The sequence below is a fragment of the Enterobacter sp. JH25 genome (assembly GCF_021725435.1).
In the GTDB taxonomy this organism is placed as follows: Bacteria; Pseudomonadota; Gammaproteobacteria; order Enterobacterales; family Enterobacteriaceae; genus Enterobacter; species Enterobacter intestinihominis.
This window is the reverse complement of sequence record NZ_CP091319.1, coordinates 1,455,390-1,480,484: the sequence shown is the minus strand read 5'-3', so window position 1 is coordinate 1,480,484 and position 25,095 is coordinate 1,455,390. Positions and strand designations below refer to the sequence as shown.

The 25,095-nt window shown below is 54.6% G+C and carries 27 protein-coding genes; 12 read left to right on the top strand and 15 right to left on the bottom strand.

Annotated features, from left to right (window positions below; all coding sequences use genetic code 11):
• Positions 1-124 precede the first annotated feature (124 nt).
• Entirely contained in the window at positions 125-856 is a 732-nt protein-coding gene (gene artJ / locus L2Y28_RS07020) for an arginine ABC transporter substrate-binding protein ArtJ (protein WP_015571008.1), read from the top strand.
• A 75-nt stretch (positions 857-931) separates the two neighbouring features.
• Here artJ and L2Y28_RS07015 read toward each other — a convergent pair whose 3' ends face one another.
• The 11 genes from L2Y28_RS07015 to nfsA form a co-directional block, all read right to left on the bottom strand.
• Positions 932-2,401 carry a sensor histidine kinase KdpD gene (locus L2Y28_RS07015; RefSeq protein WP_022647578.1) on the bottom strand — a complete coding sequence of 490 codons (1,470 nt, stop codon included), beginning with the start codon at positions 2,399-2,401 and terminating at the stop codon, positions 932-934.
• Positions 2,385-3,092, bottom strand: a complete 708-nt coding sequence (locus L2Y28_RS07010; RefSeq protein ID WP_022647577.1) for a response regulator transcription factor — start codon at positions 3,090-3,092, stop codon at positions 2,385-2,387. Before L2Y28_RS07010 ends, L2Y28_RS07015 begins: the two co-directional genes overlap by 17 nt.
• 72 nt (positions 3,093-3,164) lie before the next feature.
• A complete protein-coding gene (gene rlmC, locus L2Y28_RS07005) occupies positions 3,165-4,292 on the bottom strand; it encodes a 23S rRNA (uracil(747)-C(5))-methyltransferase RlmC (protein ID WP_022647576.1) in 1,128 nt (375 codons plus the stop codon).
• Positions 4,293-4,332: 40 nt separating this feature from the next.
• Positions 4,333-4,830: a YbjO family protein gene (locus L2Y28_RS07000; RefSeq protein WP_087878582.1), complete on the bottom strand. Its 498-nt coding sequence runs from the start codon at positions 4,828-4,830 to the stop codon at positions 4,333-4,335.
• 42 nt (positions 4,831-4,872) lie between these two features.
• Positions 4,873-5,718 carry a putrescine ABC transporter permease PotI gene (gene potI / locus L2Y28_RS06995; RefSeq protein WP_022647574.1) on the bottom strand — a complete coding sequence of 282 codons (846 nt, stop codon included), beginning with the start codon at positions 5,716-5,718 and terminating at the stop codon, positions 4,873-4,875.
• On the bottom strand, positions 5,715-6,668 hold the full coding sequence (gene potH, locus L2Y28_RS06990; RefSeq protein ID WP_022647573.1) for a putrescine ABC transporter permease PotH: 954 nt from the start codon (positions 6,666-6,668) through the stop codon (positions 5,715-5,717). Before potH ends, potI begins: the two co-directional genes overlap by 4 nt.
• Positions 6,669-6,677: 9 nt before the next feature.
• Positions 6,678-7,811 (bottom strand): putrescine ABC transporter ATP-binding subunit PotG, encoded by a 1,134-nt coding sequence (gene potG, locus L2Y28_RS06985; RefSeq protein ID WP_006809449.1) that lies wholly within the window; start codon positions 7,809-7,811, stop codon positions 6,678-6,680.
• Between the two features lie 143 nt (positions 7,812-7,954).
• Positions 7,955-9,067: a spermidine/putrescine ABC transporter substrate-binding protein PotF gene (gene potF / locus L2Y28_RS06980; protein ID WP_022647572.1), complete on the bottom strand. Its 1,113-nt coding sequence runs from the start codon at positions 9,065-9,067 to the stop codon at positions 7,955-7,957.
• Between the two features lie 350 nt (positions 9,068-9,417).
• Complete coding sequence (locus L2Y28_RS06975) at positions 9,418-9,894, bottom strand: YbjN domain-containing protein (RefSeq protein WP_022647571.1); 477 nt, start codon at positions 9,892-9,894, stop codon at positions 9,418-9,420.
• 63 nt (positions 9,895-9,957) lie between these two features.
• Positions 9,958-10,860, bottom strand: a complete 903-nt coding sequence (gene rimK / locus L2Y28_RS06970; protein ID WP_032621711.1) for a 30S ribosomal protein S6--L-glutamate ligase — start codon at positions 10,858-10,860, stop codon at positions 9,958-9,960.
• Between the two features lie 64 nt (positions 10,861-10,924).
• Complete coding sequence (gene nfsA, locus L2Y28_RS06965; protein WP_003858388.1) at positions 10,925-11,647, bottom strand: nitroreductase NfsA; 723 nt, start codon at positions 11,645-11,647, stop codon at positions 10,925-10,927.
• Between the two features lie 185 nt (positions 11,648-11,832).
• Between nfsA and L2Y28_RS06960 the strand changes: the two genes are divergently transcribed.
• On the top strand, positions 11,833-12,102 hold the full coding sequence (locus L2Y28_RS06960) for a GrxA family glutaredoxin (protein ID WP_014169305.1): 270 nt from the start codon (positions 11,833-11,835) through the stop codon (positions 12,100-12,102).
• 30 nt (positions 12,103-12,132) lie between these two features.
• On the opposite strand, the gene L2Y28_RS06955 is transcribed toward L2Y28_RS06960, so the two are convergent.
• Positions 12,133-12,507: an inner membrane protein YbjM gene (locus L2Y28_RS06955; RefSeq protein WP_022647569.1), complete on the bottom strand. Its 375-nt coding sequence runs from the start codon at positions 12,505-12,507 to the stop codon at positions 12,133-12,135.
• Between the two features lie 274 nt (positions 12,508-12,781).
• Here L2Y28_RS06955 and L2Y28_RS06950 point away from each other — a divergent pair, with 274 nt between their 5' ends.
• The 3 genes from L2Y28_RS06950 (at position 12,782) to L2Y28_RS06940 (ending at position 16,007) form a co-directional block, all read left to right on the top strand.
• Positions 12,782-14,467: an aspartate:alanine antiporter gene (locus tag L2Y28_RS06950; protein WP_001024855.1), complete on the top strand. Its 1,686-nt coding sequence runs from the start codon at positions 12,782-12,784 to the stop codon at positions 14,465-14,467.
• Between the two features lie 213 nt (positions 14,468-14,680).
• A complete protein-coding gene (locus tag L2Y28_RS06945) occupies positions 14,681-15,121 on the top strand; it encodes a hypothetical protein (protein WP_126493908.1) in 441 nt (146 codons plus the stop codon).
• Positions 15,122-15,137: 16 nt separating this feature from the next.
• Positions 15,138-16,007 carry a hypothetical protein gene (locus L2Y28_RS06940; RefSeq protein ID WP_022647567.1) on the top strand — a complete coding sequence of 290 codons (870 nt, stop codon included), beginning with the start codon at positions 15,138-15,140 and terminating at the stop codon, positions 16,005-16,007.
• Positions 16,008-16,216: 209 nt separating this feature from the next.
• On the opposite strand, the gene L2Y28_RS06935 is transcribed toward L2Y28_RS06940, so the two are convergent.
• Positions 16,217-16,480 carry a hypothetical protein gene (locus tag L2Y28_RS06935; protein ID WP_072204392.1) on the bottom strand — a complete coding sequence of 88 codons (264 nt, stop codon included), beginning with the start codon at positions 16,478-16,480 and terminating at the stop codon, positions 16,217-16,219.
• A 344-nt stretch (positions 16,481-16,824) separates the two neighbouring features.
• Here L2Y28_RS06935 and L2Y28_RS06930 point away from each other — a divergent pair, with 344 nt between their 5' ends.
• From L2Y28_RS06930 to arsC, 5 genes are all read left to right on the top strand, one after another.
• Complete coding sequence (locus L2Y28_RS06930; RefSeq protein WP_022647566.1) at positions 16,825-17,532, top strand: hypothetical protein; 708 nt, start codon at positions 16,825-16,827, stop codon at positions 17,530-17,532.
• A 221-nt stretch (positions 17,533-17,753) separates the two neighbouring features.
• Entirely contained in the window at positions 17,754-18,233 is a 480-nt protein-coding gene (locus L2Y28_RS06925) for a type VI secretion system tube protein TssD (RefSeq protein WP_022647564.1), read from the top strand.
• A 224-nt stretch (positions 18,234-18,457) separates the two neighbouring features.
• Complete coding sequence (locus L2Y28_RS06920; protein ID WP_022647563.1) at positions 18,458-18,778, top strand: metalloregulator ArsR/SmtB family transcription factor; 321 nt, start codon at positions 18,458-18,460, stop codon at positions 18,776-18,778.
• 40 nt (positions 18,779-18,818) lie between these two features.
• A complete protein-coding gene (locus tag L2Y28_RS06915; RefSeq protein ID WP_022647562.1) occupies positions 18,819-20,108 on the top strand; it encodes an arsenic transporter in 1,290 nt (429 codons plus the stop codon).
• Between the two features lie 12 nt (positions 20,109-20,120).
• The gene (arsC, locus tag L2Y28_RS06910; RefSeq protein WP_022647561.1) at positions 20,121-20,546 is read left to right on the top strand and encodes a glutaredoxin-dependent arsenate reductase; all 426 of its coding nucleotides are present in this window, start codon (positions 20,121-20,123) and stop codon (positions 20,544-20,546) included.
• Positions 20,547-20,573: 27 nt separating this feature from the next.
• Here arsC and L2Y28_RS06905 read toward each other — a convergent pair whose 3' ends face one another.
• Positions 20,574-21,125: a TetR/AcrR family transcriptional regulator gene (locus L2Y28_RS06905; RefSeq protein WP_022647560.1), complete on the bottom strand. Its 552-nt coding sequence runs from the start codon at positions 21,123-21,125 to the stop codon at positions 20,574-20,576.
• An 82-nt stretch (positions 21,126-21,207) separates the two neighbouring features.
• On the opposite strand from L2Y28_RS06905, the gene L2Y28_RS06900 reads away from it, so the two are divergent.
• Entirely contained in the window at positions 21,208-22,422 is a 1,215-nt protein-coding gene (locus tag L2Y28_RS06900; protein WP_022647559.1) for an MFS transporter, read from the top strand.
• On the top strand, positions 22,412-23,224 hold the full coding sequence (locus L2Y28_RS06895; RefSeq protein WP_022647558.1) for a Cof-type HAD-IIB family hydrolase: 813 nt from the start codon (positions 22,412-22,414) through the stop codon (positions 23,222-23,224). Before L2Y28_RS06900 ends, L2Y28_RS06895 begins: the two co-directional genes overlap by 11 nt.
• A 524-nt stretch (positions 23,225-23,748) precedes the next feature.
• Here L2Y28_RS06895 and L2Y28_RS06890 read toward each other — a convergent pair.
• On the bottom strand, positions 23,749-24,981 hold the full coding sequence (locus L2Y28_RS06890; RefSeq protein WP_022647557.1) for an MFS transporter: 1,233 nt from the start codon (positions 24,979-24,981) through the stop codon (positions 23,749-23,751).
• Positions 24,982-25,095 lie beyond the last annotated feature (114 nt).

The following is a 25,095-nucleotide window of genomic DNA, read 5'->3' as shown; positions in this document are numbered from 1 at the left end:
TATCCGCTTTTTTTTGCAACAAAGGTAATATTTAATCATTTTTATTGCATATAAATTCAGCAAATGGCATTGTATATCCAGGCCGCAGACACGGCGCATAAATAAGACAGACGGGAGCATTACAATGAAAAAGTTAGTTCTGGCCGCATTACTCGCAACCTTCGCCGCAGGCGCATCCGCCGCAGATAAAATCAATTTTGGCGTTTCTGCCACCTATCCGCCGTTTGAATCGCTGGATGCCAGCAACCAGATCGTCGGCTTTGACATTGACCTGGCGAAAGCGCTGTGCAAGCAGATGCAGGCCGACTGCACCTTTACTAACCACGCGTTTGACAGCCTGATCCCGTCCCTGAAATTTAAAAAATACGATGCGGTGATCTCCGGCATGGATATCACCCCAGAGCGCAGCAAGCAGGTCGCGTTCACCGACCCGTACTACGCGAACTCTGCGGTAGTGATTGCGAAGAAAGGGGCTTATAAGTCTTTCGACGAGCTGAAAGGCAAGCGCATCGGCATGGAAAACGGCACCACGCACCAGAAATATCTCCAGGACAAGCATCCTGAAGTGAAAACCGTGGCCTATGACAGCTACCAGAACGCAATTATCGACCTGAAAAATGGCCGTATCGATGGCGTATTTGGCGACACCGCGGTGGTGAATGAGTGGCTGAAAACCAACCCGCAGCTGGGTACAGCGACGGAGAAAGTGACCGATCCGCAGTACTTTGGTACCGGCCTCGGCATCGCGGTACGTCCGGATAACAAAGCCCTGCTGGAAAAACTGAACGGCGCGCTGAAAGCGATCAAAGCTGACGGCACATACCAGAAAATCAGCGAGCAGTGGTTCCCGCAGTAATCTCTTTTTGCCGGGTGGTCTGGCCTACGGGGGTGGTCTGTAGGCCGGGAAAGCGCAGCGCCACCCGGCAATTTCTCATAGCGGCACAAAGAACCTGAACCGCGCCCCGCTCACGGACTCCATCAGCCTGATCCCGCCACCATGCAGCTCCAGCATTCTCTTCACGATTAACAGCCCTAATCCCCCACGGTTCTCCCGCGACGCCTGAGGATTTAACGCTGAAGGCCGCTGGAACAAATCGTCGCGCAGCGAGGCATCTACGCCCGTACCATTGTCTGCCACTTCGACCTGAAGTCGTTCATTCTCCTGCCAGACCGCCAGACGAATTTCTCCGCCGCTCGGCGTATGACGGATGGCGTTATCCAGAAGATTAGTGACCACGCGCTCGATCATCGACACGTCGGCGTTCACCAGCGGCAATCGCCCCGGCACATCAATGCGCAGGTTCACCTCGCGCGTGCGGGCGGTAAGTTCAAACTTCTGCGCCACGTCGGAAATCAGTTCAGCCATGGCAAAACGCTCGCGCTGGGGCTTGATGCCGCCGTGCTCAAGACGCGCCAGCTCGAACAACTGCTGCGACAGATGGCGTACCTTTTGCCCCTGACGCAGCGCGGTAGCGAGGTACTGCTGATGCTCCTGCGGCGACAGCGTGGCGGATTTCAGCGACAGCGTTTCCAGATAACCCAGCAGCGACGTCAACGGGGTGCGTAAGTCGTGCGAAATGTTGGCGATAAACTCCCGGCGCTGGCGGTCGCTGTCGGCCAGCCGATCCCACTGAGAGGTGATTTTGCGCGCCAGCTCGATAAAGGTATTGCGCAGGATCGCCACTTCATCCTGGCCGGCAGGCTGGAGCGGCTGGGCCGCCAGCTGCTTAATCGCGCTGATGCTGTCCTGCTCCAGCCCGGCCACGTCCAGCGTGAGCTGTTTAACCGGGCGCGTCACCCAGTTCCAGAGCAGCAACCCGGCCAGCAGACCAAACAGCGCCACCAGCAGCATCGACCACAGCGCCGTACTCCAGAGCGCTTTGTGCCAGGCCATCTCCGCCAGCGCGTTGGACTCCTCCCCCTGCAAAATAATGTACAGATACCCCTTCAGCTCGCCGTCCTGTCGCAGCGGGGTGGCGCTGAAGACTTTCTTATTCTGGCTTCGGGGATCGTCGCCAAACACCGGCATCACCGTCCCGCTCAGGAAATTCTGTATCGGCGCGAGGTCAATTTTTTGCCGCTGAATGTGCCCCGGCGGGGCGGCATCGGCCAGGATATCGCCATCAGGCGAGACAACATACAGCTCGACGCTCGGATTAAAGGTCATCAGCCGGTCGAACAGCGGCTTTAAGGCGCTGCGATCCACCCTGCCCTGCGTATCCAGAATCGCTTCCCGCTGCGCAATCTGCTGCGCCAGCCCGCCGGAGAGACGCTGCACCATCGCATTGCCGTACTGCATGCTAACGTAGAGCTGTACCGCACAGGCGACGGTGGCGCAGAGCAGCAGTAACACCGTAAACAGCAGCGTCAGGCGCTGGCTCAGGCTAAAGCGACGCATCATGATTCTGCTCCGCAAATTTGTAGCCTTTGCCCCAGACGGTGCGAACGATCTCCGGCTCGGCGGCATCTTTCTCTATTTTGATGCGCAGGCGGTTAATATGAGTGTTGACGGTGTGTTCGTAGCCTTCGTGCTGATACCCCCACACCTGCTCCAGCAATGCCAGCCGTGAAAAGACCTCTCCGGGATGGCGGGCAAAAAAATAGAGCAGTTCAAATTCACGCGGGGTGAGATCGACGTGTTGACCGTTAAGACGCACGGTGCGCGCCAGCGGATCGATAGTCAGACCGTGCGCCTGAATAATGCCGTCCGTCTGCGCCTGGCCCATCGCCTGCTGACGACGAAACAGCGCCTTAATGCGGGCAATCAGCTCCTGCACCGAGAAAGGTTTTGCCAGATAATCATCCGCCCCGGTTTCCAGGCCGGTAATACGGTCAGTTTCACTGCTGCGGGCGCTAATGATGATAATGGGCAGGTAGCGGGTCATCTGGCGGATACGGCGGCAAATCTCCAGACCATCAACATTCGGCAGCATCAGATCGAGGATCACCGCGTCCCACGGCTGTTTTTCAAGACGCTGTAAGGCGTTGCCCCCGTCCGGCTCGTGGGTAATGGCGTAGCCTTCATCTTCCAGGTTAAGACGCAGGAGTGCAGCGATATCGTGGTCGTCTTCTACCAGCAGGATCTGCTTCATGGGTAAGCCTTCAATCATTTGTTATGGCGTAAGCTTACCTGATTTCGAGCGGGGGAAGAGTTCACATTTTGTTTAAGATTTCACGAGCAACGTCAGCACTTCATAATGCGCAGTGTGCGGGAACATATCAAAGAGCTGAACGCGCGCAATGCGGTAGCCCGGCAGGCTGGCGATATCCTTCGCCATGGTCTGCGCGTTACAGCTGGAGTAGATAATGTACTCCGGCGCCATCTGGCTCAGGTAGTCGCAGAGCGCCTGGCCGATGCCCCTGCGCGGCGGGTTTACCAGCACCAGCTCCGGCACGTTGCCCTGGCCGGTGGCGAACCGGGTCGAGTCCAGCGCCTGGAAGTGCAGATTCGTCAGCCCCAGCTCCGCGGCGGACTGTTTCGCGCAGGCGATGGCCTCCGCAGAAATTTCAATCCCGGTGAGCTGCATGTCTGGCGTGGCACAGTGCAGGCCAAAGCCGCCGACGCCGCAGAACAGATCCCACATGTGATGAACCTGTAACGCACGCACCCAGTCGCGCGCGGTCGCATACAGCGCGCTGGCGACGGTGGGGTTAGTCTGGAAGAAGCTTTGCGGACGGATCCACAGCGGCACGCCGTTGAAATTCTCCGCCAGCGCATGCTGTTCGGTGAAGAAAATCTCTTTCTCTCCTTCCATGATCGCCATATGCACCGGCTGAATATTAGCGGTAATGACCTTGAGCTGCGGAAGCTGTTCCTGCAGCCACGGCAACACCGCGCGAAGCTGCTCCAGTTTAGTTTCCGAACGCAGCACAAAGCGCAGCATCATCCCGCCGTCGATTTGGCTTTCGGTCAGCAGAAGGTACTTAAGCTCGCCGCGCCTGCGGGCAACGTTATAGGGCGTTAACCCCGCGCGGGCGATAAAGGGTTTCAGGGCGGTAAACACCGGCTCAAACGAGGCGGGATACAGCGGACAGCCGGTGAGATCGACGGGCGTGCCGTCACGGTGCAGCATGCCCAGCAGCAGCTTTTCGACGCTGCCGCTGACCACCATTTTGGCTTTATTACGAAAGCCCTGCTCCGGCCCGCTGACGGGTGCGCACCACTCGCCCACCGCGTGTGCTGCCAGCAGCTGTTGCAGGTCGGCCATTTTGGCGGTGAGTTGTTGAGGGACCGGCTGTTCTATCCACTGACAGGAGCGGCAGCGTCCGGCGCCATAGAGTGCGCACTGCATATGAAAACCTTTAGAATCACGAGGGCTGCGATTATACACATTATTGCAGGCGGAAGAACCGCCGACTGGAGGCGGGAACATAGAGCAGGCAGAGCACCAGCATGTCCGGCAATTTTTGCATCACTAAGGAATGGAAAATCTCGCGGCGGGAGCCGCCGGGAATGCTGAACAGCTCCGGATAGCCATAGCCCAGCGAGGCGGCCCACAGATAGCTGGCGGCGGTGATCTGCGTAAGAAAATATACCCAGCGCGCCCAGTTGCGCCCCTTTACCAGCGAGAACGCACAGTAGATCTCAATAAACACCAGCATCAGGCTGCTGAGAAACACCAGCGTCAGATTCCACGTCTGCGCGCTGCGGTGAATGAACTCCCCCATGCCTCGCGGGCCCAGCGTGTTCATAATCATCAGCACATCCAGGCAGCGGATCATAATAATGGCGAGCGCCGCCACCTGCACCAGCGCAGGGACGTTCGGACGGGCGTGCGAATGACGTGTTTTTTGTAAGAATCCCAATGTTTTTACTTCCCTGAAAAACAGTGCCGCGTCATACGCGGCACATCACTGGAAATAATAATTCCTTCAGCCGCGTCTTGCACGCTGGATATCGCGCACGCGCTGCTTTTCCGCGCGCGCCATCAAATACCAGGCGATAAATCCGACAATTCCGACCACGCCGAGGATGATGGAGGCCAGGGCATTAATCTCCGGATTCACCCCCATGCGCACGCTGGAGAAGACCAGCATCGGCAGCGTCGTCGCGCCCGGCCCCGACACAAAGCTGGCGATAACCAGATCGTCGAGCGAGAGCGTGAACGCCAGCAGCCAGCCGGAGATCACCGCCGGCATAATCATCGGCAGCGTAATGATGAAAAAGACCTTCAGCGGCGTGGCGCCGAGATCCATCGCCGCCTCTTCAATGGAGCGATCCAGCTCGCGCAGCCGCGAGGAGATGACCACCGCCACATACGCCGTACAGAAGGTGACGTGCGCCAGCCAGATGGTGAGCATCCCGCGATCCGCTGGCCAGCCGATGGCGTGCGCCAGCGCGACAAACAGCAGGAGCAGCGACAGACCGGTGATGACGTCCGGCATCACCAGCGGGGCGGTGATCATAAACGCAAAACCATTTGCTCCGCGAAAACGGCCGAAGCGCACCATCACCAGCGCGGCAATCGTGCCCAGCACGCAGGCCATCGTCGCCGCCAGCGCCGCAATGGTCAGGCTCAGCCCCACCGCACTCATCATCGCATCATCGTGGAACAGCTCGCTGTACCAGCGCGTCGACCAGCCCGCCCAGACGGTGACCAGCTTAGAGCTGTTGAACGAGTAGATCACCAGCATCAGCATCGGCGCATACAGGAAGGTAAAGCCGATAATCAGGATCAGAATTCGCCACGGGGAGCGTACTACCGGTAAGTTGTTCATCCGTGGTCTCCCATCTGTTTCTGCTGATGTTTGTGGAACCACATGATCGGCACGATCAGCAGCAGTAACATGACAATCGCCACCGCCGAGGCCACCGGCCAGTCGCGGTTATTGAAGAACTCCTGCCACAGCACGCGGCCAATCATGATGCTGTCCGGGCCGCCGAGCAGTTCGGGGATCACAAACTCCCCGACCGCCGGGATAAACACCAGCATCGATCCGGCGATGATCCCGCCTTTTGTGAGCGGCACAATGACGCTGAAGAACGTCTTCAACGGGCGTGCGCCGAGATCCAGCGAGGCTTCCACCAGCGAGTAATCGATTCGCGTCAGCGCCGTATAGATTGGCAGCACCATAAACGGCAGATAGGCATAGACAATCCCGATATACACCGCAAGGTTGGTATGCAGGATCGTCAGCGGCTGGTCGATCACCCCAAGCCACAGCAGGAAGTTATTCAGTATGCCGTTATTCTTCAGGATCCCCATCCACGCGTACACGCGGATCAGGAAAGATGTCCACGACGGTAAAATGACCAACAGCAGTAAAATATTTCGCGTCGACGGCTTGCTGTGCGCCACTGCCCACGCCAGCGGGTAGCCCATCAACAAGCAGCAGATCGTTGAGATCGCCGCAACCTGTAACGACTGTAAATAGGCTTCGAAATAGAGCGGATCCTCAGTCAGTTGCAGGAAATTCCCAAGGTTTAAGGTCAGCGTCAGTTGCCCGTCGGCCCACTCCCACAAATCGGTATACGGCGGGATCGCCCGCGCCATCTCCGCCAGGCTGATCTTAAAGACGATCAGGAACGGCAGCAGAAACAGCAGGATCAGCCAGATATAGGGCATGGCGATGACCAGCTTGCGGCCATGCGCCATCTGCACGCGCGCCAGCCAGTGCGAGAAACCGCCCGGTTTTTTGACGCGGGCTGGAGGTTCAAGTGTGCTCATGACCGCTCCTTATACCGTCAGGACTACGCAACTGTCCGCATCCCAGCACAGGCTCACTTCGTCGCCCCAGGTTGGCTGTCCCTTGCGATACCGGTGTTCGTTCTGTAACTGGGCGCTGAGCATCTGCCCGCTTTTCAGGCGGACATGGTAAATCGACAGATCGCCGAGATAGGCGATGTGTACCACTTCGCCCACGGCAAAGTTATAGCCATCGGCGGGCGGCTCATCGCAAAGCATGATTTTTTCCGGGCGCAGGGCAACGTAAACCGGCACGTTGTCCACCACGGAATTATCAGAATCAACCTTAAGCGGGTGCACCAGCCCCGGCGATTCAATCACCAGACCGTCTTCCTGGCGTTCCTTCAGCAGCCCTTCGAAGACGTTTACCGAGCCGATGAACTCCGCGCTGTAGCGGGTTGTCGGGTGTTCGTAAATCTCCTCCGGCTCGCCTATCTGCACGAACTTACCGCGATTCATGATCGCAATGCGCCCGGCCATGGTCATCGCCTCTTCCTGGTCGTGCGTCACCATCACGCAGGTCACCCCTACGCGCTCAAGGATATCCACCACTTCCAGCTGCATCCGGTCGCGCAGCTTTTTATCCAGCGCGCCCATCGGCTCGTCGAGCAGGAGTAATTTCGGCCGTTTGGCCAGACTTCTTGCCAGCGCCACGCGCTGACGCTGGCCGCCGGAAAGCTGATGCGGCTTACGCTTCGCGAACTCCTGCATGTGCACCAGGCTCAGCATCTCCGCCACGCGCGCGGTGATTTCGGCTTTCGGCAGTTTGTCCTGCTTCAGGCCGAAGGCGATGTTCTGCTCGACGGTCATGTGCGGGAACAGGGCATAGGACTGGAACATCATGTTAATGGGCCGCTGGTACGGCGGCACGCTGGAGAGGTCTACCCCATCCAGCACGATCTGCCCGGCGGTAGGTTGTTCAAACCCGGCCAGCATACGCAGCAGGGTCGATTTACCGCAGCCGGATGCGCCGAGCAAAGCAAAAATTTCACCTTTGTAGATCGTCAGGCTGACATCGTCCACGGCATGCTGGCCGTCGAAGGATTTGGTGAGGTTACGAATTTCAAGAAGCGGGGTCAGCGCTTTACGGACTTTCGCCTGCGGGCGGGGGATCGCGTCATTCACGGGGTGCTCTCCGGCATAGATCAACACTGGTGCAAACGCACCATCAGGGTGCGTATCGCCGGGCGGCGCTAACGCTTGCCCGGCCTACGGGATTTGTCGGCCCGGTAAGCGACAGCGCCACCGGGCAACGATATCAAACGCCGTTACTTACCGCTTTTCACCTTCGTCCACGCGCGGGTACGCACACGGTCAATTTTCGGTTCCTGCACTTTCAGGGTGAAGAGCTTGGCAAACACATCGGCTGGCGGGTAGATCGCCGGATTATTGCGGATTTCTTCGCTCACCAGCGGCACGGAGGCCTTGTTACCGTTGGCGTAGTAGACGTGGTCGCTGATGTGGGCAATCACTTCCGGACGCATCAGGTAGTTGAGGAACTGATACGCTTCCTCTTTGTTTTTCGCATCAGCCGGCATCGCGAAGACGTCGAAGAACGCCAGCGCCCCCTCCTTCGGAATGAAGTAGGAAACATTCACACCGTTTTTCGCCTCTTTCGCACGGTTCGCTGCCTGCCAGACGTCACCCGCCCAGCCGATGGCCACGCAGATATCCCCGTTAGCCAGGTCGTTGATGTACTGAGAGGAGTGGAAGTAGCGAATATTCGGACGCAGCTTCAATAGCAGGTCGGTCGCCGGACCGGTGTAGTCGTCGGCCTTGCTGCTGTTTGGATCTTTGCCGAGATAGTTAAGCACGGTGGCGAAAATCTCTTCCGGCGCATCGAGGAAAGAGACGCCGCAGCTTTTCAGCTTCTCGAGATTTTCCGGCTTCAGCACCACGTCCCAGCTGTCCAGTTTGACGTCCGGCCCCAGCGCCGCTTTGACTTTATCCACGTTAAAGCCAATACCAGTGGTCGCCCACAGGTAAGGCATGGCGTATTTGTTGTCCGGATCATGCTTCGCCACCAGCTTCAGCACTTCCGGGTCAAGATTTTTCCAGTTCGATAACTTGTTCTTGTCCAGCGGCTGGAAGACACCGGCGGTCAGCTGACGCTCCAGGAAGCTTGCAGAGGGCACCACCAGGTCGAAACCGGTACTGCCCGCCATCAGTTTGCCTTCCAGTACTTCGTTGGAATCGAATACGTCGTAGACAACCTTAATGCCGGTCTCTTTTTCAAAATTCGCGACGGTGTCCGGCGCAATATAGTCAGACCAGTTATAGACGTGCAGCGTTTTTTGTTCCGCAGCGAGCGTGCCGGCAGAGACGGCCATCAGAGCACCCGCAACCAGACCCGATAACCATTTTTTATTCAAGGCGATCATATTGTTATTCCTTCTGAAAGCTCGTTAACAAACGAACCAAAACTGTGCAGCCTGAAGATATGCAATATTCATGCATAGTTTGTCGCTCTGCCCGAAATAAAATACACCCCTCTTCCCGGCAGGTTCCGCTCGCTTTTTTAAGCACCGCAAGAATAACTGTAGCCCGTGTCTCCGGCTATAGCCCAGACGAAAAAACGCCTTTTATCAATTTTTTATGCAGATTATGTCTACGTGATAAGCCGAAACGGCCTGAGAGGAGGTGAAAAATTCTTTAAAGAAAGGTTAAAAGCAGCAGAAAAAGCGGTGTTATGCAGCCGCTCTGGTAGCGACTGCGCAAAAGTCAGACAGGCTTAGTGGAGAAAATTGGAAGATGCATCATTATTCTCGGCATCATCTTCCGCGCTATACAGCAGGTGATGTGCGTTGGCTTCCATCATTACCATGGAAATTTGCTCTTCGCTCAGGCGCATAAACCAGGCGAACTGTTTGAAGGAGAGCCCCGCGCCGGAGAATAAAGACTGGCAAACCACCAGCTTCGGCAGATTATCATCCTGTATGTCGAGAAACGCTTTCACCGTCAAAGAACTGGCGTTAATCGCTGAAAGATCGGATGCCAGTGCAAGCAGCGCTGAAGGCTTCACTTCAGCCAGCGCCGAGAACAGGATCACGTCGTTAATCAGATCGATTTTGGCATCAAAAATACCATCGAAATTTTGCATGTGAGGCAGATGCAGCGCCTGGCAGGAGTCGCATTCGAAAAAAGTAATACCGGCATCATCGAGCCATTGACGTAACGTATCCAGTGTAGGTACGACCTGTAAATCCATCGCTGTGCAGCCTCTTAAATAAAAACGTTGTCCAGCTTACGCAAAAAGTGCGCGCCGATCCATTTAACCGCCCGTTTTCAGGCAAAATCCCGGCGTCGCATGGCGTTCAATCCATGCGATCATTTTACCTGCAATATCGACGCCTGTGGTTTTTTCCACCCCTTCCAGCCCCGGCGAGGCGTTAACTTCCATCACCAGCGGCCCGCGGTCGGCACGCAGCAGATCGACCCCCGCCACGTCCAGGCCCAGCGTCTGCGCCGCTTTCACCGCAATCTCGCGCTCGCGCTCGCTGATAAGGGCCACCCGCGCGATACCGCCGCGGTGCAGGTTAGAGCGGAAGTCGCCCTCTTTCGCCTGCCGCTCTATGGCGGCCACCACTTCATCGCCCACCACAAAGCAGCGGATGTCGCACCCTTTGGCCTCTTTAATATACTCCTGCACCAGAATATGGGCATTCAGACCGCGAAAGGCGTCAATCACGCTTTCCGCCGCCTGACGCGTCTCCGCCAGTACCACCCCAATACCCTGCGTGCCTTCCACCAGCTTAATGACCAGCGGCGCACCGCCCACCATGTCGATTAAATCGCTGGTGTCGTCCGGGGAGTGAGCAATCCCGGTGACGGGCAAATCGATCCCCTGGCGCGCCAGCAACTGCAGCGAGCGTAGCTTATCGCGGGCGCGTGAGATCGCCACGGACTCGTTGAGCGGATAGCTTCCCAGCATTTCAAACTGGCGCAGCGCGGCCGTGCCGTAATAGGTGATCTGGGAGCCAATGCGGGGAATTACCGCATCAAAATGCGGGAGTTTGCGGCCTTTGTAATGAATCGACGACGCCGCAGGGTCGATGTTCATATAGCAGGACATCGGATCGAGGATCTCAACCTGATGTCCGCGTTTCGCCGCCGCTTCTCGCAGGCGTTTACATGAATAGAGCGTTCCATCCCGGGACAATATGGCAATTTTCACCCTGCACCTCTCTAAAGACATGGGAAAAGCCTGCCTATCATACACGAGGCGCAGGAGGAAGGGACTATCGCGTTGCCCAGCCCTGTTTGTGCAGGTAATCAAGAATGAACGGGCGGTTTTCTTTAATGATGGTGCGACGAATATGGTCGCTCCAGGTGTCGCGGCGGTTGTTGCTGTCACGCGTCAGATAGTAGTTCGCCAGCTCTTCATCGTATTGATGCAGAACGTCCTGGTCGACCGGCTGGTAGTGGTTTTCATGCACCAGCATCGCAGCAGGAATGCGCGGCTTCAGATCCGGGTTATCCGCAGGCCAGCCGAGGCACAGACCAAACAGCGGCAGCACGTGTTTCGGCAGCTTCAGCAGTTCCGTCACGCTTTCGATGTTGTTACGCAGCCCGCCAATATAGACGCCGCCAAGCCCCAGCGATTCCGCCGCCGTGAAGGCGTTTTGCGCCATCAGTGCCGTATCCACCACGCCCAGCAGCAGCTGTTCCGCCAGCCCCAGCTCCGCCTCGGGGCAGATTTGCAGATGACGGTTAAAATCGGCGCAGAACACCCAGAACTCAGCCGCCTGGGCAACGTGCTTTTGTCCGCCCGTCAGCGTTACCAGCTGCTCACGCATCGCCGGATCGGTGATGCGGATAATGGAGCTGCACTGCAAAAAGCTGGAGCTGGAGGTGCCTCTTGCGCTGTCGATGATCGCATCCCGCTGCGCCTGGGTGATCGGCTCATCGGTGAAATGGCGAATGGAACGGTGGGAACGAAGCAGGTCAATGGTTGGCGTCATTTTGTCTCTCTTTGTATTGCGTAAAACATATGGCAGCCAGTATAGGCAATGATCCACCTGATGTAATTGGCGAAACATAGCCTGACTGTATCAAAGTGACAGGTGAAACCTTCTTTCCATGACGGCAGGTTATCGTGCACTATAGGGATTATTCGCCGTCAGGCTTGTTTTTTGAGGAGAGAGAAATGTTTGCAGTAATTTTTGGTCGTCCAGGATGCCCTTACTGTGTGCGCGCGAAAGAGCTGGCTGAGAAACTGACTGAAGAACGTGATGATTTCAACTTCCGTTACGTGGATATCCACGCGGAAGGCATCAGCAAAGCCGATCTGGAAAAAACCGTGGGTAAACCGGTTGAAACCGTGCCGCAAATCTTCCTCGATCAGAAACACATCGGCGGCTGCACCGATTTCGAAGCGTACGCCAAAGAGCACCTGGGCCTGTTTGCCGCTCAGTAATGCTAAGACGCCCTCACCCTGAGGGCGTTTTTATTTATGATGCTTCCGCTGTTGCAGCAGGCTGCGCATAAATAAGAAACAGAGCGCCCCCAGCGCACACCAGAAAACGCCACTTAGTAGCCACGCCACTTCCTGCCAGACGCTTCTCGACGAGAGAAACAGCACGCGCATCAGAAGCAGGCAGAGGGGCGCCGCAAGGATGGCCCCCAGCAGCGGCATTACCACCTCGCCTTGGCGCGAGAGAAAACTGGCCACTACTCCCGGCAGGATAAAGAACAACAGGCCCAGCTCGGGATGACCGGACGCTCTGAAGGCGCCCTTCACATTAAAAGCAAGCGACATGCAAACGACCGTAAACAGCAAAAAGCAGCTGATTACGCCAACCCAGTTTCGTTTAAAGTTCAAACTATCCTCCTGACTTATCTCTATCAAATACAAAAATCGTCCGGTGGACGCCCAGTCAGATAAAGCATTGCGGCAATCCTTGCCAAAGCACGCACACAAGTCGTGCGATAATAGGTGGCTGTCGGTAGCTATTACGATTAAACTAACCGCCTGCTAGTGTTTAGGGTATTTATCAGGAAGCAGGGAGGTGCAAAGTGATTCCCTGACTCTGAAAACAGTAGCCCAAATAGTCCTTTCATTCAACAACTTACTGGTAAACAAGAAGTTAGCCTCCGTGAATATAAACGTCGCAGACTTGTTAAATGGGAATTACATCCTGTTATTATTTGTGGTACTGGCACTGGGCCTTTGTCTGGGTAAATTGCGCCTGGGTTCAGTTCAACTTGGTAATTCCATTGGCGTTTTAGTCGTCTCCCTGTTATTAGGTCAGCAACATTTCAGTATTAACACGGACGCGCTTAACTTAGGTTTCATGCTGTTTATTTTCTGCGTTGGCGTGGAAGCCGGTCCGAACTTTTTTTCCATTTTCTTCCGAGACGGCAAAAATTATCTGATGCTGGCGCTGGTGATGGTCGGCAGCGCCCTGCTGATTGCGTTAGGGCTGGGCAAACTGTTTGGCTGGGACATCGGCTTAACGGCCGGTATGCTGGCAGGCTCGATGACCTCCACGCCGGTGCTTGTTGGCGCGGGGGATACGCTTCGTCATTCTGGCATGGCAGGCACGCAGCTTTCCGCCGCGCTGGATAACCTGAGCCTGGGCTATGCCCTGACCTATCTGATTGGTCTGGTGAGCCTGATTGTTGGCGCGCGCTATCTGCCAAAACTTCAGCATCAGGATCTCCAGACCAGCGCCCAGACCATTGCCCGAGAGCGTGGTCTGGATACGGACTCCAAACGTAAAGTTTACCTGCCGGTGATCCGCGCCTACCGCGTCGGTCCGGAACTGGTTGCCTGGACCGACGGGAAAAACCTGCGCGAGCTGGGGATTTACCGTCAGACCGGCTGCTACATCGAACGTATCCGTCGTAACGGCATTCTGGCAAACCCGGACGGTGACGCAGTACTCCAGATGGGCGATGACATCGCTCTGGTTGGCTACCCGGACGCCCACGCGCGTCTCGATCCGAGTTTCCGCAACGGGAAAGAGGTGTTTGACCGCGACCTGCTGGACATGCGTATCGTCACCGAAGAGATTGTGGTGAAGAACCACAACGCCGTGGGCCGCCGTCTGGCGCAGTTGAAGCTGACCGACCACGGCTGTTTCCTCAACCGCGTGATCCGCAGCCAGATTGAAATGCCTATCGACGATAACGTGGTGCTTAATAAAGGCGATGTGTTGCAGGTCAGCGGCGATGCCCGACGTGTTAAAACCGTTGCCGACCGTATCGGCTTTATCTCGATTCACAGTCAGGTGACGGACCTGTTAGCCTTCTGCGCCTTCTTCATTGTTGGCCTGATGATCGGAATGATCACCTTCCAGTTCAGTAACTTTAGCTTCGGCATCGGTAACGCTGCCGGTCTGCTGTTCGCCGGGATCATGCTGGGCTTCCTGCGAGCGAACCATCCCACCTTCGGCTACATCCCTCAGGGAGCGCTGAACATGGTGAAAGAGTTCGGTCTGATGGTCTTTATGGCGGGTGTCGGCTTAAGCGCCGGGAGCGGCATTGGCAATGGCCTGGGTGCGGTCGGCTGGCAAATGTTGGTTTCCGGACTTATCGTCAGCCTGGTACCGGTAGTCATCTGCTTCCTGTTCGGCGCCTACGTGCTCCGCATGAACCGCGCCCTGCTCTTCGGCGCGATGATGGGCGCGCGCACCTGCGCACCGGCAATGGAGATCATCAGCGACACCGCGCGCAGCAACATCCCGGCGCTGGGCTATGCAGGCACCTACGCCATCGCAAACGTGCTGCTGACGCTGGCAGGTACGCTGATCATCATTATCTGGCCAGGACTCGGATAAATCTCAAGATTGCGTGTGGCTGAAAAAATTTTCGTTACGCGCAGAACTTTTTACGCAGGGTGCAGTCATAACTAGTGCCACTGCTTTTCTTTGATGTCCCCAATTTGTGGAGCCCATCAACCCCGCCATTTTTGGTTCAAGGTTGATGGGTTTTTTGTTGCCTGCTATTATAACCCCTTCTAATCAATCAGTTAGGAACTAACAATTGCGACTGTGGCGGCAAAGTGGCGACAACGCTCTACTTCCCGTTCCTTAGGCCTGTATCATGTCATCAAAAAATCATCCCAGTATTTTTCATTTGCTGTATACATCCCTGAGGAGTTGAAGCAGACTTTTGTAGAAGAATGCAGTATTGTCGGCATTGACGCCAAAAGAGTACAATGTTTCTCCTCCAATCCAGGCATACGTGAATATCTGAGCATTTTAGTTGAACGTGGGCAGAAGTTTGCGCCGTACCTTCTTAAGGTACTGAACTTGTTGCAGTCAAAATCCAAAATAAGAATTGAAGTCGCAGCCGATAGAAAAATCATAGACTTACAAGGTGTAAGTGTTGATGATGCTCTAAAGTTGATTCAAGCTGCTGATGCCATTCGGGTAATTGACCAGCAAGAACCGGAAGATATGAACAGTGATTCCGCAAAACACACAATCTGACTAATTGAGAATTCCAGTGAACTATATAGATCAATTTATCAATTTTGTTTCTACCTTGTACACTCCTAGAAGAGCCTGCACAACATTATTTATGATATGTGGTGGAGTCCTATCCTTATGTATAATATTACCGCTTCTACATTTATGGCTAACGACTGCAATAAAACCGATAGCACAAAACTATGAAACTTATATTTTATTAATTTCACTTGTAATAGGTGTTTCATTAGGAATTGTTGTTTTCAGCATAGTTGATTTGATTGTATTAACAATCTATGAACACCTCATTTCTAAAAAGAAAAAATCCCAAAGTGAATTAAAAGCGATTAAGGAAAAGAATATACGTGACGAAGTAATATTTTCAAATTTTAAAACTGCTTACTTCCATCTCAGCATTGATAAGATTAATATTATTAGAAGCTTAATCACATTCCCTTCCCTTAGCTTTCATAGCGAACATGAAGATGTAAAATTCCTTGAAAAATCAGGGTGGATTGAAGCGTTAACTTACATCAGTGATGAGGAGAAGGTATATCAACTTAATCAAACAATCAGGTTATATGCTGATGATAGATGGAACGAGGAAGTAAATTTCAACACGGATCATTTTCATAGCTTTGACGCAGAAACAGCTATATCCATTATTAATGCCATGTCCGATGTAAAAATCAAGGCAGAATTAGATGAGTTCAACTTTTCATTTTATAAGAGCGACATTGAAAAATGTTTTGAAGTAAGTGAGTTTACCGAGACGCTTTACTCTTTAAGATTCAAAGAAAGATATGAAAAAAAGTTTTCCGAGCTACACCTCAAACCTTTCAGAAGTGAGCGATTATTTTCTATAAAGGTTCGTGAAAACATTCCAGATTTAGACATTCCTTTTTAGGGTAACAGTGATTTTTTAAAAGTTCCTAATTGTCACTTTTTTCAGTGCATAAATCTTCTCAATATGCTGTCTGGGCTTGTCCTGACTGACATACAAACATATCCATCTAAGAGGCAAATAAATACGGCTCTTGCTTCAAACACACTTAAACCCACCATTACCCTTAATTATCAATAAGTTACCAAAGAAGCAAGAAATTTGTTATATATTCAAAAATGAAAACCACTGAAATTCTTTTCAACCTTTTCAGTTTTGGATTTCGGCTTAACCGCCAGCACTGGTGCGGCCAAGCGGTCTGGTTTGAAGAAAAATAAAACTGAAAAATTTTTATGATCCAAAAACCGCAGGTGGGTGCGGTGTAGTGCGATTTTGGTCTGCGAAAGATTTTTTGGCCATGCTGTGACGCGCCAGCGCCCTGCTGGGGGCTCGATCTGCTTTAAGGGTGGCGCTAACTGCCTGAAAGGCTGGAACACGCCAGAGCGCTACTAGTTGCGCATGGCAAAGTCTGTATGTGATGATATTTCTGTTGGATTTTGGAACGAGTCACTCAATGTTGAACTTATCTATTCGCACTAAAAGCTCGCCGATAAATCGCATATTGGTTAAAAAACATCAAGTCATTATCCTAAAAATACCCTGCTTTTCATGAACATGATCTGCTTTGAACTTCCATATTAGTTACAGATATACGCTGGAGCGGATAGAAACACTATGGAGGGGACAGGAATGCAGTTTTCAAGTTCAGTAATAGCAATGCCGGTCTTAGGGGATGCAGCAAAAAATCGCTCAATTGAGCTGAAGTGCGAGGTCAGTAAGCATGTACCATTCTGAAGAGATCATCCGCCAGCTTCAGAACCAAAAGATACTGGCAATGAAGCTGGACCGGGCGGTACGTGATGTAGGTGAAGAGGTAAAGAGCCACCTGAATAATATAGGTGCCGGTGCCCAACGCCTGCTGTACTACACCTCCTGCTTTACTGATGAATATTACGATGTATGCACCCGACAAAACCTGGAGGACGCTCGATTCCGAAAGGGCATATTCCATCTCGTTTCTCGCTGGAACATCGTCTTTGACCTAATCAACACGTACGTAGAGGAGCTGGTTAAGGATTATTCCCCGGCAGAATTATCAGCGATACAGCATGCTCTAATGCGCGCTAACGTTTATATATCCACCAGCACGCTAACCTCGTATTCATTCTCTGCAGGCGTCGCATCGACTGTTTGCCTCTATGTGACCCTTCCACCTTCAGGGTTAAAGGTCGTTTCAGGATTAACGGGCGCGGCTATTGGAGGGCTGGGGATATACGGGGTTGTGCAAAAAGCTGCTGACAGCGCTCATCGCCTGCAAGTGATGCATCCCGCCTACTATCAAGCGTTATACCTGCGAGAACTGGAGATGATGTATTTCCTGGTGGAGCCTGCTTTTATGCGCGCGGGCGTGCTAACCCAGCAATGGACTGACAGTCAAAGCCCTTATGATGCTGCTGACACGATCCTGAAGCTAATGGGTAGACACTGATGGGCTTTTTAAGACGCTGGTTCAAATCTCAGGCTCAGTTTTTCTTCTGGACCTATGTCCCGATCATCCTCACGTTCATTTTTGGCTATGTCCTTGACGTTTACTTCCCTGAGGTTAGCCAAGGATTCATCCTCCTGTTTTACCTGGTAACACTGGGACTGGCTTACTGGATATGGCATTGAGGAACATCAATGCGTTACGCTTACTAATAAGGAAATTACATGTCTACACCCGCACACCTATGGCTAGAAGACGAGAACGGTTCGCCGATTATCGGTAGCTGCATGATGCCCACGCGTCTTGGTTCCATAGAGCTAAAATCGTTCTCCCACGGTGTAACCATTCCGGTTGATCCAAGCTGGGGTAAACTCACCGGCACGCGCGTCCATCGCCCTATTACGATAGTTAAAGAATTTGATCAGACTACCCCGCTTCTTTACCGCGCCGTGTGCGAAGGGAGAGTTATGAAGAAGGGGATCATTAAAATGTACCGCATTCTGGAGTCCGGGATCGAGGCCGAATATTTCAATATCGTGATGGAAAACGTTAAGCTCACGACAGTGGCACCCTTCATGACCCCTAACGGGATGAGCAGCACCCATCTTGAAACGCTCGAATTGCGTTACGAAGCAATCTCATGGAAGTACACGGAGGGGAATATCATTTACCGTGACACCTGGAACGATCGCTGCTGCGCCTGAGCACAGAAGAGCGTTGAAAGTGAGCAGATATAAAGAAACCGTCCCCCTGGGGCGGTTTCTTTCCCATGACTATCAGGAGTAGTCCGGACAAGCCATAAAGACTATTTTGACCTTAGCGAGTCCTCCAGTCGCTTTTTTATCCTTCCTGCTATCGCCTTCTTCTCTCCTTTACTACAATCACATATGATTTAATGCATATGACACAAAACATTCAGGATGACAGAATGCTCCACCCGCTCCAGCTCTTCAAAACCCTCTCCGACGAAACGCGCCTCTCCATCGTCATGCTTCTGCGTGAAGCGGGCGAGCTGTGCGTCTGCGATCTCTGCTCCGCTACCAACGAGCCGCAGCCGAAAGTCTCCCGCCATATGGCATTGCTGCGTGAGGCCGGGCTGGTCATCGATCGTCGTGAGGGTAAATGGATCTACTACCGTCTCTCTCCCAACATGCCCGCGTGGGCGGCAACCGTTATCGACACCAGCTGGAACTGCCTGCGGGAAGAGACGCGTATGAAGCTGAAAAACCGCCTCCCGGGCTCGTGCTGACCACAACACATTCACAAAAACAGATATAACGGAGTAAAAGATGTTTCTGGCAGGGGCTATTTTTCTGTTTACGCTGGTACTGGTTATCTGGCAGCCCAAAGGGCTCAGTATCGGCTGGAGTGCCACCATTGGCGCCGCGCTGGCGCTGGCGAGCGGTGTGATCCACGTTAACGATATTCCGGTGGTCTGGAACATCGTCTGGAATGCGACGGCCACGTTTATCGCGGTAATCGTTATCAGTTTGCTGCTGGATGAGTCCGGTTTTTTCGAGTGGGCGGCGCTGCACGTTGCTCGCTGGGGAAACGGTCGCGGGCGGTTGCTGTTTACCTGGATCGTGCTGCTGGGTGCGGCCGTGGCGGCGCTGTTCGCCAATGACGGTGCGGCATTGATCCTGACACCTATCGTTATCGCCATGCTGCTGGCGCTGGGGTTCAGCAAGCAGGCCACGCTGGCGTTCGTGATGGCGGCGGGATTTATCGCCGATACCGCCAGCCTGCCGCTGATTGTCTCCAACCTGGTCAACATCGTCTCAGCGGACTTCTTTAAGCTGGGCTTTAGCGAATACGCCTCGGTGATGATCCCGGTTGATATCGCCGCAATTGCCGCGACGCTGGTGATGCTGCATCTGTTCTTCCGCAAGGAAATACCGCCGGAATATGACCTGGCAAAACTCCGCGAGCCCGCACGGGCCATTCATGACCTGCCGACATTCAGAACGGGCTGGATCGTGCTGCTGCTACTGCTCGTCGGTTTCTTTGTGCTTGAACCTCTGGGTATCCCGGTCAGCGCTATCGCAACAACTGGCGCGCTGATTTTATTTGCCTTTGCTAAACGCGGGCACGCCATTAACACCGGGAAAGTGCTGCGCGGCGCCCCCTGGCAGATCGTTATCTTTTCGCTGGGGATGTATCTGGTGGTGTATGGCCTGCGTAATGCCGGGCTGACGGAGTCTCTTTCAGGCGTTCTTGATCGCTTAGCCGGACACGGACTCTGGGCCACTACGCTGGGAACCGGATTTATCACCGCCTTTCTGTCATCCATAATGAACAATATGCCAACGGTATTGATCGGCGCGCTCTCCATTGAGGGTAGTGCGGCAACAGGCTTGATTAAGGAGGCGATGATTTACGCTAACGTGATTGGCTGCGATCTGGGGCCGAAAATCACCCCCATCGGTAGCCTGGCTACCCTGCTATGGCTTCATGTGCTGGCACAGAAAAACATGACCATTACCTGGGGCTACTATTTCAGGACGGGCATCATAATGACGCTGCCGGTTCTGTTTGTGACGCTCGCCGCGCTGGCGCTACGTCTCTCCTTCACACTGTAATGAGTAACGGATATGAGCAACATCACTATCTACCACAACCCGGCCTGCGGCACGTCGCGCAATACGCTGGAGATGATCCGCAAAAGCGGTACGGAACCCGAAATTATTCTCTATCTTGAGAACCCACCGTCGCGTGATGAACTGACCAGGCTGATTGCAGACATGGGGATTCCCGTGTGCGATCTGCTGCGCAAAAACGTCGAGCCTTACGAGCAACTGGGCCTTGCCGGGGGAAATTTCACCGATGACCAGCTTATTGATTTCATGCTGCTATACCCCATTCTGATTAACCGTCCGATTGTGGTGACGCCGCTGGGTACACGTCTGTGCCGCCCTTCTGAAGTCGTTCTCGACATCCTTCCGGACGCGCAAAAAGGGGCATTTACGAAGGAAGATGGCGAAGTCGTCGTTGACGCCAGCGGGAAAAAAATCTCCTGACATCAGGCGTGGCCGGGGCGAGCGCTATCAGACGGTATCCTCGCCTGCAATCCGCCCCACCATCGCCCGGATCTCCTCCCGGGTTAACGGCGACCGGTCGGTTACAAAATGCAGCGTCATCCCCTCGATAAACGCATCCAGCGCACGGGCGGTGGCCGGATCAAACCACTGCTCAAGCGTAGTCTGGCTCATCTTCATCCAGTCCTGCATCACCGTTTTCAGCGCGGCGCTGCGGTGCATAAAAGCGTACAGCTGATACATCAGCGCCATATTGTGTGGCGTGGTCACGGCTGAACTGTGGATCAGCGTGGTAATGGCCTCGCACGCCCTCTCCCGCCCGGTCACCCCCGCGAAGAAATCCCGGTACTGCTGAGACATCTGCTGCGTAAACCACGTGAACGCCTCCTCCAGAAGCGACTCCATCCCGTCGAAATAGTAGGTCATCGACCCCAGCGGTACGCCTGCGCAGGTGGCAATTTTGCGGTGCGTGACGGCATGAATACCGTGCTCAGCAATGGTGTCCAGCGTCGCCTGGAGTATCTTCTCGCGGCGGTTAGGGTCGTTTGGTGGTCTGCTCATAAAATCCTCATCCGGTTTATGTACAAATGTACACAAAGTTGCTAGTGTTGTCGCTATTGTTGTACTTCTGGTGCTGATCCCAATGACGCTAACTTCTCCTCGCAAAGCCCTGCATCTGCGCATGTGGGCGCTGTTTATGTTCTTCTTCATCCCCGGGCTGCTGATGGCTTCCTGGGCAACGCGCACCCCGGCAATCCGCGATACGCTATCCGTCTCGACGGCGGAGATGGGGATCGTGCTGTTTGGCCTGTCGATTGGCTCGATGAGCGGCATCCTCTGCTCGGCCTGGCTGGTGAAGCGCTTTGGCACGCGCGCGGTGATCCGTACCACCATGTGCTGCGCCGTGGTGGGAATGTTCGCTTTGAGCGTGGCGCTGTGGTTCGCCTCGCCGCTGATGTTTGCCCTTGGGCTGATGGTATTTGGCGGCAGCTTTGGTGCGGCTGAAGTGGCCATTAACGTCGAGGGGGCCGCCGTCGAACAGGCGATGAACAAAACGGTGCTGCCCATGATGCATGGCTTTTACAGTCTCGGCACGCTGGCGGGCGCGGGCGTGGGGATGGCGCTGACGGCGCTGGGCATTGCGGCCAATGTGCACATTTTGCTGGCGGCGCTGGTCTGTATTATCCCGATCCTCACCGGCATCAGGGCTATTCCCGCAGGCACAGGACAACACGCCACGGACGAACAGAAGTCTGCGGCAAAAGGGTTGCCCTTCTATCGTGATTTCCAGCTAATGCTGATTGGCGTGGTGGTGCTAGCGATGGCATTTGCTGAAGGCTCCGCCAACGACTGGCTACCGTTGCTGATGGTGGACGGGCACGGATTTAGCCCCACCTCCGGCTCGCTGATCTACGCTGGATTTACGCTCGGCATGACCGTCGGACGCTTTACCGGCGGCTGGTTTATCGACCGTTACAGCCGCGTGGCGGTCGTCCGTGCCAGCGCCCTGCTGGGTGGGCTGGGCATCGCGATGATCATCTTTGTGGATGTGGACTGGATTGCCGGTGTGTCGGTGATCCTGTGGGGGCTGGGCGCCTCCCTTGGCTTCCCGCTGACCATTTCCGCTGCCAGCGATACCGGTCCCGATGCGCCGACGCGCGTGAGCGTTGTGGCGACCACGGGCTACCTTGCCTTCCTGGTGGGGCCACCGTTGCTTGGATTCCTCGGTGAGCACTACGGGTTGCGCAGCGCCATGCTGGTGGTGTTAGGGTTAGTGATTATTGCCGCCCTGGTGGCGCGTGCGGTGGCAAAACCGGAAGCAGAACAAACGACAATGGAGAAGGGATATGAGCGTTAAACTGATTGCAGTCGACATGGATGGCTCCTTCCTGAGCGATGCGAAAACCTATAATCGCGCGCGTTTTCTGGCGCAGTACGCGCGCATGAAAGCGCAAGGCATCCGTTTTGTGGTCGCCAGCGGAAACCAGTACTACCAGCTGATCTCATTTTTCCCCGAGATCGCCCATGAAATCGCCTTCGTCGCCGAAAACGGCGGCTGGGTGGTGGATGCGGGCGAAGACGTGTTTAACGGCGAACTGTCGAAAGAGCATTTTCTGACCGTCGCCACCCTGTTAAACGACGTGCCCGGCATTGAGATAATTGCCTGCGGAAAAAACAGCGCCTACACGCTGAAAACGTATAACGACCTCTTCAAAGAGATTGCGGCGAAATACTATCACCGCCTTGAAAGCGTCAGCAGCTTTGACAACCTCAACGATATTTTCTTCAAGTTCGGGCTTAACGTCTCTGACGACGAAATACCGCGCATTCAGGCGCTGCTGCATGAGAAGCTTGGCGACATCATGGTGCCGGTGACCACGGGTCACGGCAGTATCGACCTGATAATCCCTGGCGTGCACAAAGCTAACGGCCTGCGGATCCTGCAAGCGCGCTGGGGCATTGAGGACAGTGAAGTGGTGGCCTTTGGCGACAGCGGTAACGACGTGGAGATGCTGCGCCAGGCTGGGTTTGGCTTCGCGATGGCCAACGCCAGACCGCATATTAAAGCGGTAGCCCGCTATGAAGCGCCAAATAATAATGACGAAGGGGTGCTGGACGTGATTGATATGGTGCTGGAGGGGAAGGCGCCGTTTAATTGATTCCGTGCGGTCTGGTGCCCTCACCCTAACCCTCTCCCACAGGGCTGAGGGATCCCCACAAAATAATGCCTGCACAGATGGCCCCCTCTCCCTTGAGGGAGAGGGCTGGGGTGAGGGGGAACATACGGCTCTGGTGGTCATTCCGTTCACTTTATGTTCCTTGCTACTCTGTCACGACATGACCGGTGAACGTGCCAGGGTGGCTCAGTCGCCACCACCCTGGCGACCCGGGCTTCCGGCGGAAAATCGCCGCTTCGCGGTGCCTTCGGCTTATTCCTTCCGGCTTATCGGGGACGGGCGGAGGTAACATCCCTGTAAAGCCCGCCCTCTCGGCGCATCCCTGCGCCTCGCCCCGGCCTACAGGAAACGCCTCAGCGATTTACAGCCGGACCGAGGCATCGCTGAAAGCCCTCAGTTATTCTGAGGCAACGTTATCGCTTTTGCTTTCAAATTACTGGGGATCCCTCAGCCCACAGGGAGAGGGAACTGTCCCGAGCTCGCCCAGCAGGGAGAGGGAATAAGGATTACGGTTGCAGTGCGCTTCCGACGCGTTTGTCCTTCAGGAACACCACCATCAGCCCTACCCACAGCACACCGTTTGCGAGGTTGAACAGGCTGAACAGCCCGTTACCGCCGAAAGCATAGGCATGTTTGCTCACCTCAATACCGACGGTGAAAATCAGCATTTGCAGCATCCCCATCGCGGCAGACACCGTGCCTTTACTCATTTCACTGGCGAACAGCGTCAGGCGCACCAGGCCAGCATTCGCCACGCCGATACCAAACGCGTAAACACTCAGCCCCGCCGTCATCCACAGGTACGCATGAGACGAGGCTACGGTCGCCACCGCCGCGATAATCAGCCCTGCCGCTATGGGCCAGCCGCCCAAAATAATCAGCGAACGCACGGTACGGCGCGACGTCAGACGCGCCAGCACCAGGTTACCGATAATCAGCGCGCCAAAAATCGGCACCTGTAACAGGCCATACTCATAGCTGCTAAGCTGTTCGCCGCTGATGATAATGACCGGCGACTGGGCAATCCACGCCAGCAGCGGCAGGCTGACAAAGCCCGTCGCCAATGCGCCCGCGACAAAACGGCCATTTTTCAGCACCGCCTTATAATCCCGCCCCAGCTCTTTAAGCGAGAGCTTTTCGCCCAGGCGGGTGGCGGTTTCCGGCATCGCACGGTGCAGGCCAAAGAAAGAGATAGCCGCAAGCGCGGCAAAGAGGACGAACATCCCCTCCCACGGCGCGACGTGAACCCATGCGGCTCCCACCAGCGGCCCAAGAAGCGGTGCAATCAGCGCCACGTTTGCCATCAGCGCGGTAATTTTGATACACACCGCCTCCTCAAACGACTCCTGAATAGCGGCATAGCCCACGGCGCCAATAAAGCACAGGCTCACGCCCTGAAGGAAACGCAGCAGCGTGAACTGCTCAATACTCTGCGCCAGCAGCGTGGCGAGACAGGTGACGATAAACCACACTACGCCCGTCAGCATCACCGGACGGCGGCCAATACGATCCGACAGCGGCCCTAACAGCCACTGTAAAAACATGCCGCCCGCCAGATAGGCGGTCATGGATGTCGGCACCCACTCAATACCTGCGTTGTACTGCTCAACCACAGCCAGCATGCCGGGCTGGATCATGTCGTTGCCGATGTAGGTAGAGAATTCGTAAAGCACCAGACACAGAGGAAAAAGTAACGCCTGACGACCCAGACGATTACCGGAAGAAGAACGGTTTATCATGCAATCTCTTTAGTATGAAAAAATCGCGATGAGTGTAATGAATTGCCGCTGTCTGAGATAGCAAATTAACGTGAAAAAACAGAAATAACGCACTTATCGTTGTTGTTTAAGGTT

Coding starts and splice junctions, on each gene's coding strand:
- artJ (WP_015571008.1), top strand. CDS start 125: ATGAAAAAGTTAGTTCTGGCCGCATTACTCGCAACCTTCGCCGCAGGC.
- L2Y28_RS07015 (WP_022647578.1), bottom strand. CDS start 2,401: ATGATGCGTCGCTTTAGCCTGAGCCAGCGCCTGACGCTGCTGTTTACG.
- L2Y28_RS07010 (WP_022647577.1), bottom strand. CDS start 3,092: ATGAAGCAGATCCTGCTGGTAGAAGACGACCACGATATCGCTGCACTC.
- rlmC (WP_022647576.1), bottom strand. CDS start 4,292: ATGCAGTGCGCACTCTATGGCGCCGGACGCTGCCGCTCCTGTCAGTGG.
- potI (WP_022647574.1), bottom strand. CDS start 5,718: ATGAACAACTTACCGGTAGTACGCTCCCCGTGGCGAATTCTGATCCTG.
- potH (WP_022647573.1), bottom strand. CDS start 6,668: ATGAGCACACTTGAACCTCCAGCCCGCGTCAAAAAACCGGGCGGTTTC.
- potF (WP_022647572.1), bottom strand. CDS start 9,067: ATGATCGCCTTGAATAAAAAATGGTTATCGGGTCTGGTTGCGGGTGCT.
- L2Y28_RS06975 (WP_022647571.1), bottom strand. CDS start 9,894: ATGGATTTACAGGTCGTACCTACACTGGATACGTTACGTCAATGGCTC.
- nfsA (WP_003858388.1), bottom strand. CDS start 11,647: ATGACGCCAACCATTGACCTGCTTCGTTCCCACCGTTCCATTCGCCAT.
- L2Y28_RS06960 (WP_014169305.1), top strand. CDS start 11,833: ATGTTTGCAGTAATTTTTGGTCGTCCAGGATGCCCTTACTGTGTGCGC.
- L2Y28_RS06930 (WP_022647566.1), top strand. CDS start 16,825: ATGTACCATTCTGAAGAGATCATCCGCCAGCTTCAGAACCAAAAGATA.
- L2Y28_RS06925 (WP_022647564.1), top strand. CDS start 17,754: ATGTCTACACCCGCACACCTATGGCTAGAAGACGAGAACGGTTCGCCG.
- L2Y28_RS06920 (WP_022647563.1), top strand. CDS start 18,458: ATGCTCCACCCGCTCCAGCTCTTCAAAACCCTCTCCGACGAAACGCGC.
- L2Y28_RS06915 (WP_022647562.1), top strand. CDS start 18,819: ATGTTTCTGGCAGGGGCTATTTTTCTGTTTACGCTGGTACTGGTTATC.
- arsC (WP_022647561.1), top strand. CDS start 20,121: ATGAGCAACATCACTATCTACCACAACCCGGCCTGCGGCACGTCGCGC.
- L2Y28_RS06905 (WP_022647560.1), bottom strand. CDS start 21,125: ATGAGCAGACCACCAAACGACCCTAACCGCCGCGAGAAGATACTCCAG.
- L2Y28_RS06900 (WP_022647559.1), top strand. CDS start 21,208: ATGACGCTAACTTCTCCTCGCAAAGCCCTGCATCTGCGCATGTGGGCG.
- L2Y28_RS06895 (WP_022647558.1), top strand. CDS start 22,412: ATGAGCGTTAAACTGATTGCAGTCGACATGGATGGCTCCTTCCTGAGC.
- L2Y28_RS06890 (WP_022647557.1), bottom strand. CDS start 24,981: ATGATAAACCGTTCTTCTTCCGGTAATCGTCTGGGTCGTCAGGCGTTA.